The sequence below is a fragment of the Marinicrinis sediminis genome (assembly GCF_042685085.1).
GTDB classification, from domain to species: domain Bacteria; phylum Bacillota; class Bacilli; order Paenibacillales; family KCTC-33676; genus Marinicrinis; species Marinicrinis sediminis.
The window spans coordinates 101,152-112,828 of record NZ_JBHUMM010000002.1 but is presented as its reverse complement, the minus strand read 5'-3'; the positions used below and the strand labels follow the sequence as shown (position 1 = coordinate 112,828).

Genomic DNA, 11,677 nt, shown 5'->3' with positions numbered 1-11,677 from the left:
CTTCCTCCTCACCTGTTATCGACCTTCTCGGGATAGAGATCGTGGTTCAAAAGCCGATGTTCGGCGATCTGCTCATATTTTGTTGCCGGCTGTCCCCAATTCACATAAGGATCGATGGAGATACCGCCACGAGGTGTGAATTTGCCCCACACTTCGATATAGCGTGGCTCCATGAGTGCGACCAGATCGTTCAGGATGATATTCATGCAATCCTCGTGAAAATCACCATGGTTGCGGAAAGAAAACAAGTACAGTTTGAGAGACTTGCTTTCCACCATTTTCACATCAGGTATATAGGAGATATAGAGAGTGGCGAAGTCTGGCTGCCCGGTCATCGGACACAGACTGGTAAATTCCGGACAATTGAACTTGACGAAGTAATCCCGTCCGGGATGTTGGTTCATGAAGGTTTCCAATACTTCGGGGGCATATTCTGCAGGATACCTGGTACCTTGCTGACCAAGCAGGGTAAGTCCTTCCGTTTGCTGCACGGATGAATGGGAGTCTTCTGCAAGGGATTTGGACGGATCATTAGACATAAAAAAATCTCCTCCTTATTCTGCCGACTGCTAGGATGTAGACAGTCTGGCGGGAAGAAGAACGAGAAAAACGCGGTGCCTCGCGTAGCCTATAGAAAACAAAAATAAACGATTCCGCCTGACATTCGCTCAGCCTATACGCATCGTGCTGAAAACTAGCGAATACAGCGGTTGCTCGCTTGCCTTAGTTTTTTATAGAGGGAGTTCGCGAACCTCTACCGAATGCCAAAATGCAAAATCATGGCATACACGGATTTTCTTCTTCATGGTGAAACATTCGTAGCATATCACATGGCATGAGGAATTGACAATACGTCAAAGGAACAGACCACTCAGCCCTTCCTTCTGGGCGGGATTTTCAGAAAGGGCACGTAGAGGAGCAGAAACATGAGGATAGCGACTCCTTCGAGCGAGAGAATGTACCAGGGCCAGTCACCGAGCACATTTAGCAGAGAATCTCCTGCAGGCTTCCTGGCAATGAAGAAATAGTTGCCCCCGGTGATCAGATTCGCAGGAAGCACCACAGCGACCAAGAGGATGTTCAAATACAGCAGCACACGCCAAATGGAGCCAAACGTCGGTCTGAAATGATGTACCCATGTCATATACAAGGCGACCCACACAATCGCTGCATGACCGATAAAGAAATAAAAATAAGTAAAGTGCGGAAACCCGGACAAGATCGCGACCGGTGTGACAATGGCCTGTATCGCTCCACCAATCCCGGCAAAGTATAAAAATTCATACAGCCGCCTGTTTGGAAACAGCAGGATCAGGATGGTGAGGATGTAGCTCAGGCTGCATAATTGCAAGGGGAGGGACTGTGACCATGTAAAATAATCCGTTTGGATATACCAGACATACAGGATCGTCTCCATCCCGATAAGAAGCCCGCCAAGCCCGAAACGCACCAGCTTGTCTGGAAACGGGGCTTGCAATTGCCTTCTTGAGCCATATAACAGCAGAATAAATCCGATGAGCAATAGCAGTGGGACGAGATGCTGGGCGGTAAACATTTCAAAGGGGTAAACATCAGACCAATCTGGACGGGTTATGAAATTTTTCCACATGACTGATTCCTGCTTTCATTTTCTATGTATGTTTTCTGTATAGGTTCTCATGATCTATGTTCCAGATAAGTGTTACATACACACAACTCATGAATATTTTATCATATTCTGCAAGAAAAGGAGTGGAGGATCAGGCAATTGGGGAGAATAGGGGTAGTCAGGTGGAAAGGTGGGAAATGATAGTGAGTGAGCTTCCAAACAGTTTTTGGTTCACCTTATTGACCATCGTCAGCTATGTGCTTTTTTTTATCACCTTATACATAAAGAGAGAAGCCATTCTCGTTCCGCTCCTGCTGGGCATATCCGGTCTGATCTACGTCGTGGAGTATCTCATCCTCGTGCTGCTCAATAGCTATACGTACAATCCGAATTACCTGGAAAGGGAATACCTGGATAACATACTCGGCTCCGTGCCTTCGAATTTTGTTTCCGTCCCCATTGCAGCCACGATCATTGCGGCCTTTCGATTAGGCTGGAAGTGGATCATCGCGATCGATCTGATGTTTGTAGCGATTGAGATTGGATTTTTGAAGATGGAGATTTATTTTCACCACTGGTGGGAACTGGCCTACACGGCTACTTTGTTTCCGATTCTATTTCTCATTTCCCGTTACTGGCTTCATCTGCTGCGGACTGCACAGGTGAAATGGCTGCGCTGGACAACGGTGTACCTGATGACGATGAGTCTGATTGTCACGATCGATTTTTTTCTGGTGGTTTTTGTGGAGCCCCTGCTGTTTACACCAGGGTGGTTTGAGGACCCTTACAAAGATCATATTGCCGGATCTGCGATGTATTACATGTTTGTACTGACACCTCTTTTTGTCTTCACGACGCTGAGAAACTGGATCTGGAAAGGGGCTGCAATTGGGGTCATCATGGTGCTGGATGAAATCCTTGTCTACTTCAAGTGTCTGGAAATCGCGACCTTTTGGACACACGGACACTTTCTATTCCTGAATATCACCCTTTTCATTTTGCTGAAACGGTTGTACCGATGGACGATTGTGCCTGGTGCGAATTTTTCTTGAAGAAGGTTGGGTAACGAGGAATAAGAAAGCCAGCCTTTCCACGCTTGTAAAAGGCATGGGAAGGCTGGCTGGCTGGCATCACAAGAGATTCGCTTGTTTCGTTGATCTAGATGGATTCGTCTACTGTACTCGTTTGATCGATCGTGGCGCCTCCAAGACACTGCTCACCTGCATAGAAGACGACTGCTTGTCCTGGTGTAACCGCCTTTTGCGGCTCATAAAACTGGACACGCAGAGTGCCGTCAGCCTGAGGATGAACGGTTACATCCTGGTCTGCTTGCCGATACCGGAATTTCGCGGTACAGGTAAACGGTTCCGTTCGCGGTCTATCGTTGATCCATACGACATCCGAGGCGGTTAATCCGCCGGAGAAGAGGGCGGGATGCTTGCCTCCCTGTACCACATAAAGACGGTTGGAAGCCAGATCCTTGCTGGCTACAAACCACGGTTCGCCTGTTCCTGAACCGCCGATGCCCAGTCCTTGTCTTTGACCGAGGGTATAATACATCAGACCATCATGGCGACCGAGTACCTCGCCCTCCAGTGTACAGATATCTCCCGGCTGTGCAGGCAAATACTGACTGAGGAATTCCTTGAAGTTGCGCTCCCCGATAAAGCAGACGCCTGTGCTGTCCTTTTTCTTGGCCGTGGCAAGCCCCGCCTTGTCGGCAATTGCCCGGACTTCTGGCTTGGGCAGATGCCCAATCGGGAACATCGCTTTGGACAGCTGGGCCTGATTGAGCTTGCTGAGGAAATAGGACTGATCCTTGTTCGTGTCCACCCCTCTCAGAAGCTGAAATTCACCGTCCTGATGAACGACCCGTGCGTAATGTCCGGTTGCGATGTAATCGGCACCGAGCTGCATCGCTTTGTCCAGAAACTCTCCAAACTTGATCTCCCGATTGCACATCACATCGGGATTGGGTGTCCGTCCCTTGCGATATTCATCCAGGAAGTAGGAGAAAACCTTGTCCGCATATTCCTCTTCAAAATTGACCGTGTAATACGGGATTTCGAGCTGATCGCATACTCTGCGCACGTCCTCGGCATCTTCCTCAGCCGTGCAATGGCCGAATTCGTCGGTGTCGTCCCAGTTCTTCATGAAGATGCCGATGACATCGTATCCCTGTTCCTTGAGCAGCAGCGCAGTCACGGAGGAATCGACCCCTCCAGACATGCCAACGACGACCCGGGTTTCAGCTGGTGATTTTTGCATGATCTGATTTCCTTTCTATTCGTGAAGAACACGGAGGTGTTCTGTAGATATATGGTTTAGTTTGGCCGATATTGGCGTACCCTAACAGCAGGTTCTGCCGGAAAAATGTCGGCTTGATGAATTGTATGCAAAATGTCTAGTAAAATGGTAGGAATGTACTTACTAAAGCTTAGTAACTATGATAACATAGAACTTGATTCCGTCCATAGTGGAAAGAATACGAAGATCCGGAACCGGATTCACGATAAATTGAAGTCTTGAAGGCTAGAAGAGGTGCTAGGCAATGAAGATATCTACAAAAGGTCGTTACGGATTAACCATCATGATGGAGCTGGCTGTTCATTTCGGTGAAGGGCCAACCTCTCTGAAAAGTATAGCAGAAAAGCATCAGCTTTCTGAGCATTACCTGGAGCAGCTCGTCGCTCCGCTGAGAAACTCGGGACTGGTCAAGAGTGTCCGCGGGGCATATGGCGGTTATATTCTCTCCAAAACCCCGGAAGAAATCAGTGCAGGGGATATTATTCGTGTGCTGGAAGGTCCAATTAGCCCGGTTGATTTTACAGAAGAAGACGATCCTGCGAAGCGGGATCTGTGGATTCGCATTCGAGACAGCATTGCACAGGTGCTGGATTCAACTACGCTTGCCAACCTCATTCAATACGAGGATGAGGGACTGAGCGAGCACTATATGTTCTACATTTAACGGGGCAGGCAGATGAATCGAATTTACTTGGATCATGCCGCCACGACGCCACTCCGACCTGAAGTCCTGGAAGAAATGATGACCTGTTACAACGAATGCATAGGAAATCCTTCCAGTATTCATCATCACGGAAGACAGGCTCGCCATGTATTGAACCGGTCCCGCGATCAGATTGCCCGGCTGCTTGGATGCAAGCCTGCAGAGTTGATCTTTACCAGCGGGGGTACCGAAAGCGACAACCTGGCCATTCTGGGGGCAATGGAAGCTCTCTCCCCCCATAAAAAGCACCTGATCACATGCAGGACGGAGCATCATGCCGTGCTGCATGCTTGTGCATATATGGAAACGCAAGGGGTAGAAGTGACCTATCTGGATGTCGATCAGAATGGCCAGCTTTCTCTGGAAGAACTGGAAGGTGCCATTCGACCCGACACAGGATTAATCACCATTTTGTTTGGCAATAATGAGACAGGAACGGTGCAGCCTATCGAAAAGATTGGACACATCGCAAAACGTCACGACATCCTTTTTCATGTGGATGCGGTGCAGGTGCTTGGCGCTCTCTCGTTGAATTTGAATGAGCTGCCCGTGGATTACATGAGCTTCAGCAGTCACAAGATCAATGGTCCCAAGGGTATAGGTCTGCTTTATCAGGCCAGTCATGCTCCTCTGCAGGCCCAGATTCATGGCGGGTTGCAGGAGCGGACAAGGCGAGCCGGTACAGAAAATGTAGCGGGTATTGCCGGATTTGCCAAGGCGGTTGCCCTTTCCTTGCAAGATTTGTCGAACAAGCAACAAAAGATGTCGGCACTTCGTCTAAAAATGGTAGAGCAGTTACGAATGCATGTGGGTGAACAGGAAGTCCTCGTAAATGGACACCCGGAGGAACACCTTCCCCATATATTGAATGTAAGCTTCATCGGCACGCAAACGGAAATGATGCTGATGAGTCTCGATATGGAAGGGATTTCGGTTTCCAGCGGTTCTGCCTGTACGTCAGGCTCCTTTGAAGTATCCCATGTGCTCAAAGCGATGCACCTGCCGGAGGCCAGATTGGCGTCCGCGATTCGCATCAGCCTGGGCTACGATACGACTGAAAAAGAAATTGAAACGTCCGCAAAAAAAATTGCAACCGTCGTTTTACGTATGCGTAATAGGTAGAAGGGAGTTGTCACGGTTTGCTGCAAGCTCATCAAATCAGAGGCCTGCCCATTCTCGATGTGGAGACGGGCAAAGAGCTTGGAACCTGCAAGGACATTCTGATCTCCAAGGAGTTTAAAGCAGCAGGCATGCTGATTGATGCCAAACGCTGGCTGTCAGCTCCGCGAATGATTCGAATGGATGCCTTGCTGAGCATCGGGGATGATGCGGTCATGCTCCCGAATGCGGATGTGATTCAACCCTGGAAGGAAGAACTTCATGGAGACTGGTTGTGCAGTCAACATTTTAAGGGATTACCCGTATATACATCAAACGGTCATCAACTTGGAACCATAGAAGATGTTTATTTTTCCAAAGATTCGGACAAAGATATAGTAGGGCTTGAACTAACGGACGGTTTTCTGTCTGATATCCAGGAGGGACGCAGCTGGCTCCCGATTCAAACCCCGATGAGAATTGGGGAGGACGCCGTGATCGTGTCATCCGTATCAGAGCAAGACGTGAAGAAAATCGTTACTAATCAGTAGGGTGAGGGAATAACCATGCGATGTCCAAATTGCAACTCGAAAGACATAGGCAAAATCGGCTCCCACCAGTTTTATTGCTGGGGTTGCTTCATCGAATTGACCGTCAACGGAGATAAAATGTCCGTCTACCAGGTGGAGGAAGACGGTACGTTAAGCTCCCTGGACGATCTGTTCTTTGAAGAGGAAATGACACATATGCATGCCACGTAAGTCATCTGCCTATCTGAAAAAACACTCTCTGTTCGCTGCCATAACGAATAGAGAGTGTTTTTGGTTGGAGTAAACCGGTCAGCTCGTACATATAATATAGAGCACACCCACCGAAGAACATGAAGGGGGCTCTATATTTACAATGGAACGATGGATGAGTTCCAAAGCAGCTATGACCTTGACCTATCTGCTGCTGATCGTGCTGATCTTGTTTTTTACCCAGCAAATCTATCCCATCATCTCGTGGATCTATGGCTTTGCGAAAGCCGTGCTTACGCCGTTTATCATCGCGATGATTATATCCTATGTACTCAATCCGGTCGTCTGTGTACTCAATGACCGGGGAGTGCCAAGAACAATCGCCGTTTTGCTCATCTATGCGCTGTTTATCGGCTCACTCACGGTCATGCTCATGAACCTGATCCCGATGTTTATCTCCCAGCTAAAGGAATTAAATGCGCATTTGCCTGAGATGTCCATGCAGGCGCAGGAATGGTTGCATGCCGTTCATGAGAACCAGACTGTACCCGACACGATCAAGCAAGGGATTCAGGATTCGTTGTTGCGGATCGAGAAAAGCATCAGCAGTCAAATCTCCAATTTACTGAATCGCATTGGCAGCACGATCAGTACGCTGTTCGTGGCGTTTATTATTCCGTTTGTGGCTTTTTACATATTGAAAGACTTCAAATTGCTGGAACGGGCCGCGCTGACGATCGTCCCTAAGCGCAGACGCAAGGGCGTCGTACGCCTGCTGATGGAGATCGACCACGCACTGGGCAGCTATGTAAGGGGGCAATTTCTTGTTTGTGTCATTGTTGGCCTCCTCGCCTATGTCGGTTACCTCATCATTGGCATGCCATATCCGCTCCTGTTGGCCTTTGTCGTGGCCATATTCAACATCGTGCCCTATCTGGGTCCGTATCTTGGAGCCGCGCCTGCTGTGATCATGGCTGCAACCGTGTCAGTCAGAATGATGGTGCTTGTTGTGATTGCAAATACGATCGTACAGGTGCTCGAAGGCAACGTTATCTCCCCGCAGGTGGTAGGCAAGACACTTCATATGCATCCCCTAACGATTATTTTTGTCTTGCTGGTTGGCGGAGAATTGGCAGGCATCGTCGGTCTCATCCTCGGTGTTCCGATGTTTGCGGCTGCAAAAGTGATCGTCCAGCATGTCTTTACCTACTACATTCGCCGCAAGCCTGTTACCTGACCGGGTGTGGATGGGATGTCAGGGGCAGGAAGAAGTTACGGCACCGGGGAACGATCTGTGAACAGGGCCTGAGTTCCTTGACAGGCAAGGCCTTTAGCCGATATAATTTTGCATGATATGGAAAATGAAACGGTCAACGATACAAAGGCTCCGATACGGGAGCCTTTCTTTCCATTATGATTCATATATAGGAATAAGAAAGCTTGAATCTGATCTTATCGATGTTGGAGGAACCATCATGAAATCTAGTGAAATTCGTCAGAAATGGCTGGACTTTTTTGCAAGCAAGAACCACAAAATCGAACCAAGTGCTTCACTCGTCCCGCACAATGATCCTTCTCTCTTGTGGATCAATGCCGGGATGGCGCCGTTAAAGCCTTATTTCGACGGTCGCATCAAACCGGACAACCCTCGCATCGCCAATGCGCAAAAGTGTATTCGCACCAATGATATCGAGAACGTCGGGAAAACAAGAAGGCACCAAACCTTTTTCGAAATGCTGGGGAATTTCTCGATTGGCGATTACTTCAAGGAAGAAGCGATTACGTGGGCGTGGGAATTTCTGACCGATCCGAAGTGGATTGGATTTGATCCGGAACGTCTGTCCGTGACCATTCATCCGGAGGATGAGGAAGCATTCGATCTGTGGAACAAGAAAATCGGTCTGCCAGCGGATCGAATTGTGAAGCTGGATGAGAACTTCTGGGATATCGGGGAAGGGCCATGCGGTCCATGTACGGAAATCTTCTATGACCGCGGTGAGTCCTTTGGAGATGCTAGCGATCCCGAATGTTATCCGGGTGGGGAGAACGAACGTTACCTCGAAGTATGGAACAACGTATTTTCACAGTTCAATCACAACAAGGACGGTTCCTATACACCGCTTCCTGCCAAAAACATCGATACAGGCGCGGGTCTGGAGCGATTCACTTCGATTTTGCAAGAGGTGGACTCCAATTTTGATACCGATTTATTTCAGCCAATTATTCAGGAAACTTCTCGTATAGCGGGAGTAAAATATAAAGAGCAAGAAGAGATGGATGTGGCCCTGAAGGTCATTGCCGACCATGTGCGTACGGTGGCCTTTGCTGCCGGAGATGGTGTCCTCCCTTCCAATGAAGGAAGAGGATATGTCATTCGCCGTTTGCTGCGTCGTGCGGTAAGATTCGGAAAGGTACTGGGCATTGACCAGCCGTTCCTGTATCGTTTGGTGCCCGTTGTGGCCGACATTATGGGCACGCATTATACGGAGCTTGTGGAGAAGCAGGACTTTATCGTGAAGGTCATTCGCAGTGAGGAAGAACGTTTCCATGAAACCCTTTCCGAAGGGCTGTCCATTTTGGAGCAGTTGGCTGCACAGGCCAAGCAGGAAGGCTCCAATCTGATTACAGGATCGCAGTGCTTCAAGCTGTATGATACGTATGGTTTCCCACTGGATCTGACGGAGGATTACGCTGCAGAGCAAGGTCTTTCGATTGATCGGGAAGGCTTTGAGGCAGAGATGGCAAAGCAGCGGGAGCGGGCAAGAGCAGCCAGACAGGATACGGGAAGCATGAATATCCAAGGGGGTCCATTGTCTGATTTTACGGCTGCGAGCGAGTTTGCCGGATATGAGGAGCTGCGTGTAAACAGCCAGATCATCGCACTCATCGTCGAGGATCAGCTCGTCGAAGAAGTCGGCAGCGGTCAAGTTTGCCAGGTCGTGCTGGATCAGACGCCTTTCTATGCGGAAAGCGGCGGTCAGGTCAGCGATCATGGTGTGTTGGCTGGTCAAGGACTTAAAGCGGTTGTTCAAGACGTGAAAAAGGCGCCACACGGGCAGCATGTGCATACGGTGGAAGTACAGGAAGGTGTGCTGCGTCTTCACGAAACTGTTGAGGCTGTTGTGGATTCAACCATTCGGGAAGCGGTTATCAAAAATCATACCGCTACGCATTTGCTGCATCGTGCGCTGAAGATGGTGCTGGGCGAGCATGCCAACCAGGCAGGTTCCCTGGTCGCACCGGATCGCCTTCGTTTCGACTTCTCTCATTTCGGCAGTGTCACAATAGATGAACTGGAACAGATCGAGCAGATTGTCAATGAACAGATCTGGGCCAACACGACGCTTGCGATCGCGCGCAAAAGTCTGGACGAAGCGAAGGAAATGGGAGCCATGGCCCTGTTCGGAGAAAAATACGGGGATGTCGTACGGGTTGTACAGATCGGAGATTTCAGCCTGGAACTTTGTGGAGGCTGTCATGTTCAGCAGACGGCACAGATCGGCATGTTCAAGATTTTGAGCGAGTCGGGCATCGGTAGCGGTATCCGCCGGATTGAAGCCGTAACAGGCAAAGGCGCTTATCAATATATGGAAGAGCAGCTGGATACATTAAAACAGGCAGCGGCCCTTCTCAAATCGAAGGTGCAGGACGTACCTGCCCGCATTGAGAGCATGAGTCAGCAGCTTCGAGAAGCAGGCAAGGAAAATGAATCGCTGAAAGCGAAACTAAGTCAGATCGAAGCCGGTTCCTTGACGGATCAGGTACAGCACGTAGACGGTGTTCCACTACTTGCCGTCAGGCTGGATGTTTCGGATATGGATTCCCTTCGAAATGTGGCCGATGAGATGAAATCCAAGCTGCAATCGGCTATTATAGTATTAGGAGCAGCCATTGATGACAAGGTTCAACTGGTTGGGGCTGTAACACCGGATTTGGTGAAGCGTGGCTATCATGCAGGCAAACTGATTAAGGAGACAGCGGCCGTTTGCGGCGGCGGTGGCGGTGGACGACCGGACATGGCGCAGGCAGGCGGCAAGGATATAGCGAGACTGGACGAGGCGATTGCGAAAGTCCCTGAGTTTTTGAAGCAGCAGGTTGAAGCTTGATAAGACTCCCCAAGCGGATTGGGAATTTGTGCAGGAGGTGCAGGTGATGAGTTCCATGGACAAAACGATGAAATTTGATTTCAAAGCGGATGAATTCGAGACATCACCGAAAGAAATCTTGCTAACGGTATATGACGCACTGCAAGAAAAAGGGTATAATCCGATTAACCAGATTGTCGGCTATTTGCTGTCTGGGGACCCTGCTTACATTCCGCGCCATAACAATGCAAGAAGTATGATGGGCAGAAGAGAAAGAGATGAGCTGATTGAAGAGTTGGTTAAATTTTATCTTCAACAGCAGCAAGGCAACACGAAATAAACAGGTGTTTAGTTGACCGATGGCTTGGAAATGCTTCAATAGACAGCACTCCTCCATCGGTTTTTTCCAGGATTGAGGTGTAAGGGATGAGAGTAATGGGCTTGGATGTAGGCGACAAGACGATCGGTATCGCGGTCAGTGATGAGCTTGGATGGACCGCCCAGGGTATTGAGATTATCCGCAGGAAGAATCTCAAGCAGGATCTGAATCGTCTTCAGGAGCTGGCCAAACAATATGAGATCAGCGGATTCGTGGTAGGGCTGCCCAAGAATATGAACGGCACGATCGGACCACGCGGTGAAATATGCCAGGAATTTGCCGCTACGCTGGAGAAGACATGCAATTTGCCCGTTACGATGTGGGATGAGAGACTGTCAACCGTATCGGCCCAGCGGACGCTGCTGGAAGCCGATGTGAGTCGTAAAAAAAGGAAACAGGTCGTAGACAAAATCGCAGCCGCGATTATTTTGCAAAATTATCTGGATGCGAAATCTTAAGAAGAGGTGATTGAACATGACAAACGAACCGATCAATCAGGAAGAAAACCCGGAAGTCATTATTATCCCCGATGAAGAAGGGAACGAGAACGAGTTTGAAGTCATCATGAAGTTTGAAGTAGATGGCTCGGAAAAGACGTACATGATGGTCGTTCCGGTTGAGAGTGAGCAGGATGAAGAGGCGGAAGTCTTTGCTTTCCGTTATGAAGAAGACGGAGATGATCTCAAACTGTTCACGATTGATGATGAGGAAGAATGGGATATTGTCGAAGAAACATTCAACACCTTGATGGATGAGTTTGATCAGGAAGAAGGGTAA

General features: G+C 49.0%; 13 protein-coding genes and 1 riboswitch. Of the genes, 10 read left to right on the top strand and 3 right to left on the bottom strand.

What is annotated here, in order from left to right; genetic code table 11:
- Window positions 1–8: 8 nt before the first annotated feature.
- Together queF and ACFSUC_RS02140 are read right to left on the bottom strand one after the other, a co-directional pair.
- Window positions 9–539: a preQ(1) synthase gene (gene queF / locus ACFSUC_RS02145; protein ID WP_379927789.1), complete on the bottom strand. Its 531-nt coding sequence runs from the start codon at window positions 537–539 to the stop codon at window positions 9–11.
- 178 nt (window positions 540–717) lie between these two features.
- A riboswitch (PreQ1 riboswitch) is annotated at window positions 718–761 on the bottom strand.
- A 110-nt stretch (window positions 762–871) separates the two neighbouring features.
- Entirely contained in the window at window positions 872–1,609 is a 738-nt protein-coding gene (locus ACFSUC_RS02140) for a YwaF family protein (RefSeq protein ID WP_379927788.1), read from the bottom strand.
- A 182-nt stretch (window positions 1,610–1,791) separates the two neighbouring features.
- Between ACFSUC_RS02140 and ACFSUC_RS02135 the strand changes: the two genes are divergently transcribed.
- Complete coding sequence (locus tag ACFSUC_RS02135; RefSeq protein ID WP_379927787.1) at window positions 1,792–2,640, top strand: hypothetical protein; 849 nt, start codon at window positions 1,792–1,794, stop codon at window positions 2,638–2,640.
- A 106-nt stretch (window positions 2,641–2,746) separates the two neighbouring features.
- Here ACFSUC_RS02135 and mnmA read toward each other — a convergent pair whose 3' ends face one another.
- Window positions 2,747–3,856 carry a tRNA 2-thiouridine(34) synthase MnmA gene (mnmA, locus tag ACFSUC_RS02130; protein ID WP_379927786.1) on the bottom strand — a complete coding sequence of 370 codons (1,110 nt, stop codon included), beginning with the start codon at window positions 3,854–3,856 and terminating at the stop codon, window positions 2,747–2,749.
- 283 nt (window positions 3,857–4,139) lie between these two features.
- Here mnmA and cymR point away from each other — a divergent pair, with 283 nt between their 5' ends.
- The 9 genes from cymR to ACFSUC_RS02085 all read left to right on the top strand — a co-directional run bounded on the left by cymR (window position 4,140) and on the right by ACFSUC_RS02085 (window position 11,677).
- Window positions 4,140–4,559: a cysteine metabolism transcriptional regulator CymR gene (cymR, locus tag ACFSUC_RS02125; protein WP_379927784.1), complete on the top strand. Its 420-nt coding sequence runs from the start codon at window positions 4,140–4,142 to the stop codon at window positions 4,557–4,559.
- 12 nt (window positions 4,560–4,571) lie between these two features.
- Window positions 4,572–5,720, top strand: coding sequence for a cysteine desulfurase family protein (locus ACFSUC_RS02120; RefSeq protein ID WP_379927783.1), 1,149 nt, complete (start codon window positions 4,572–4,574; stop codon window positions 5,718–5,720).
- 17 nt (window positions 5,721–5,737) lie between these two features.
- Entirely contained in the window at window positions 5,738–6,247 is a 510-nt protein-coding gene (locus ACFSUC_RS02115; RefSeq protein ID WP_379927782.1) for a PRC-barrel domain-containing protein, read from the top strand.
- 15 nt (window positions 6,248–6,262) lie between these two features.
- Window positions 6,263–6,457 (top strand): hypothetical protein, encoded by a 195-nt coding sequence (locus tag ACFSUC_RS02110; RefSeq protein WP_379927781.1) that lies wholly within the window; start codon window positions 6,263–6,265, stop codon window positions 6,455–6,457.
- 142 nt (window positions 6,458–6,599) lie between these two features.
- Window positions 6,600–7,673 (top strand): AI-2E family transporter, encoded by a 1,074-nt coding sequence (locus ACFSUC_RS02105; protein WP_379927780.1) that lies wholly within the window; start codon window positions 6,600–6,602, stop codon window positions 7,671–7,673.
- Between the two features lie 238 nt (window positions 7,674–7,911).
- Window positions 7,912–10,542 carry an alanine--tRNA ligase gene (alaS, locus tag ACFSUC_RS02100; protein WP_379927779.1) on the top strand — a complete coding sequence of 877 codons (2,631 nt, stop codon included), beginning with the start codon at window positions 7,912–7,914 and terminating at the stop codon, window positions 10,540–10,542.
- Window positions 10,543–10,588: 46 nt separating this feature from the next.
- Complete coding sequence (locus ACFSUC_RS02095; protein ID WP_379927778.1) at window positions 10,589–10,861, top strand: IreB family regulatory phosphoprotein; 273 nt, start codon at window positions 10,589–10,591, stop codon at window positions 10,859–10,861.
- Between the two features lie 86 nt (window positions 10,862–10,947).
- The gene (gene ruvX, locus ACFSUC_RS02090; protein ID WP_379927777.1) at window positions 10,948–11,358 is read left to right on the top strand and encodes a Holliday junction resolvase RuvX; all 411 of its coding nucleotides are present in this window, start codon (window positions 10,948–10,950) and stop codon (window positions 11,356–11,358) included.
- A 16-nt stretch (window positions 11,359–11,374) separates the two neighbouring features.
- Window positions 11,375–11,677 (top strand): DUF1292 domain-containing protein, encoded by a 303-nt coding sequence (locus ACFSUC_RS02085; RefSeq protein WP_379927776.1) that lies wholly within the window; start codon window positions 11,375–11,377, stop codon window positions 11,675–11,677.

Bases quoted from the DNA above. Each gene is read 5' to 3' on its own strand.
- queF (WP_379927789.1), bottom strand. From the start codon at position 539: ATGTCTAATGATCCGTCCAAATCCCTTGCAGAAGACTCCCATTCATCC.
- ACFSUC_RS02140 (WP_379927788.1), bottom strand. From the start codon at position 1,609: ATGTGGAAAAATTTCATAACCCGTCCAGATTGGTCTGATGTTTACCCC.
- mnmA (WP_379927786.1), bottom strand. From the start codon at position 3,856: ATGCAAAAATCACCAGCTGAAACCCGGGTCGTCGTTGGCATGTCTGGA.
- cymR (WP_379927784.1), top strand. From the start codon at position 4,140: ATGAAGATATCTACAAAAGGTCGTTACGGATTAACCATCATGATGGAG.
- ACFSUC_RS02120 (WP_379927783.1), top strand. From the start codon at position 4,572: ATGAATCGAATTTACTTGGATCATGCCGCCACGACGCCACTCCGACCT.
- ACFSUC_RS02110 (WP_379927781.1), top strand. From the start codon at position 6,263: ATGCGATGTCCAAATTGCAACTCGAAAGACATAGGCAAAATCGGCTCC.
- ACFSUC_RS02105 (WP_379927780.1), top strand. From the start codon at position 6,600: ATGGAACGATGGATGAGTTCCAAAGCAGCTATGACCTTGACCTATCTG.
- alaS (WP_379927779.1), top strand. From the start codon at position 7,912: ATGAAATCTAGTGAAATTCGTCAGAAATGGCTGGACTTTTTTGCAAGC.
- ACFSUC_RS02095 (WP_379927778.1), top strand. From the start codon at position 10,589: ATGAGTTCCATGGACAAAACGATGAAATTTGATTTCAAAGCGGATGAA.
- ruvX (WP_379927777.1), top strand. From the start codon at position 10,948: ATGAGAGTAATGGGCTTGGATGTAGGCGACAAGACGATCGGTATCGCG.
- ACFSUC_RS02085 (WP_379927776.1), top strand. From the start codon at position 11,375: ATGACAAACGAACCGATCAATCAGGAAGAAAACCCGGAAGTCATTATT.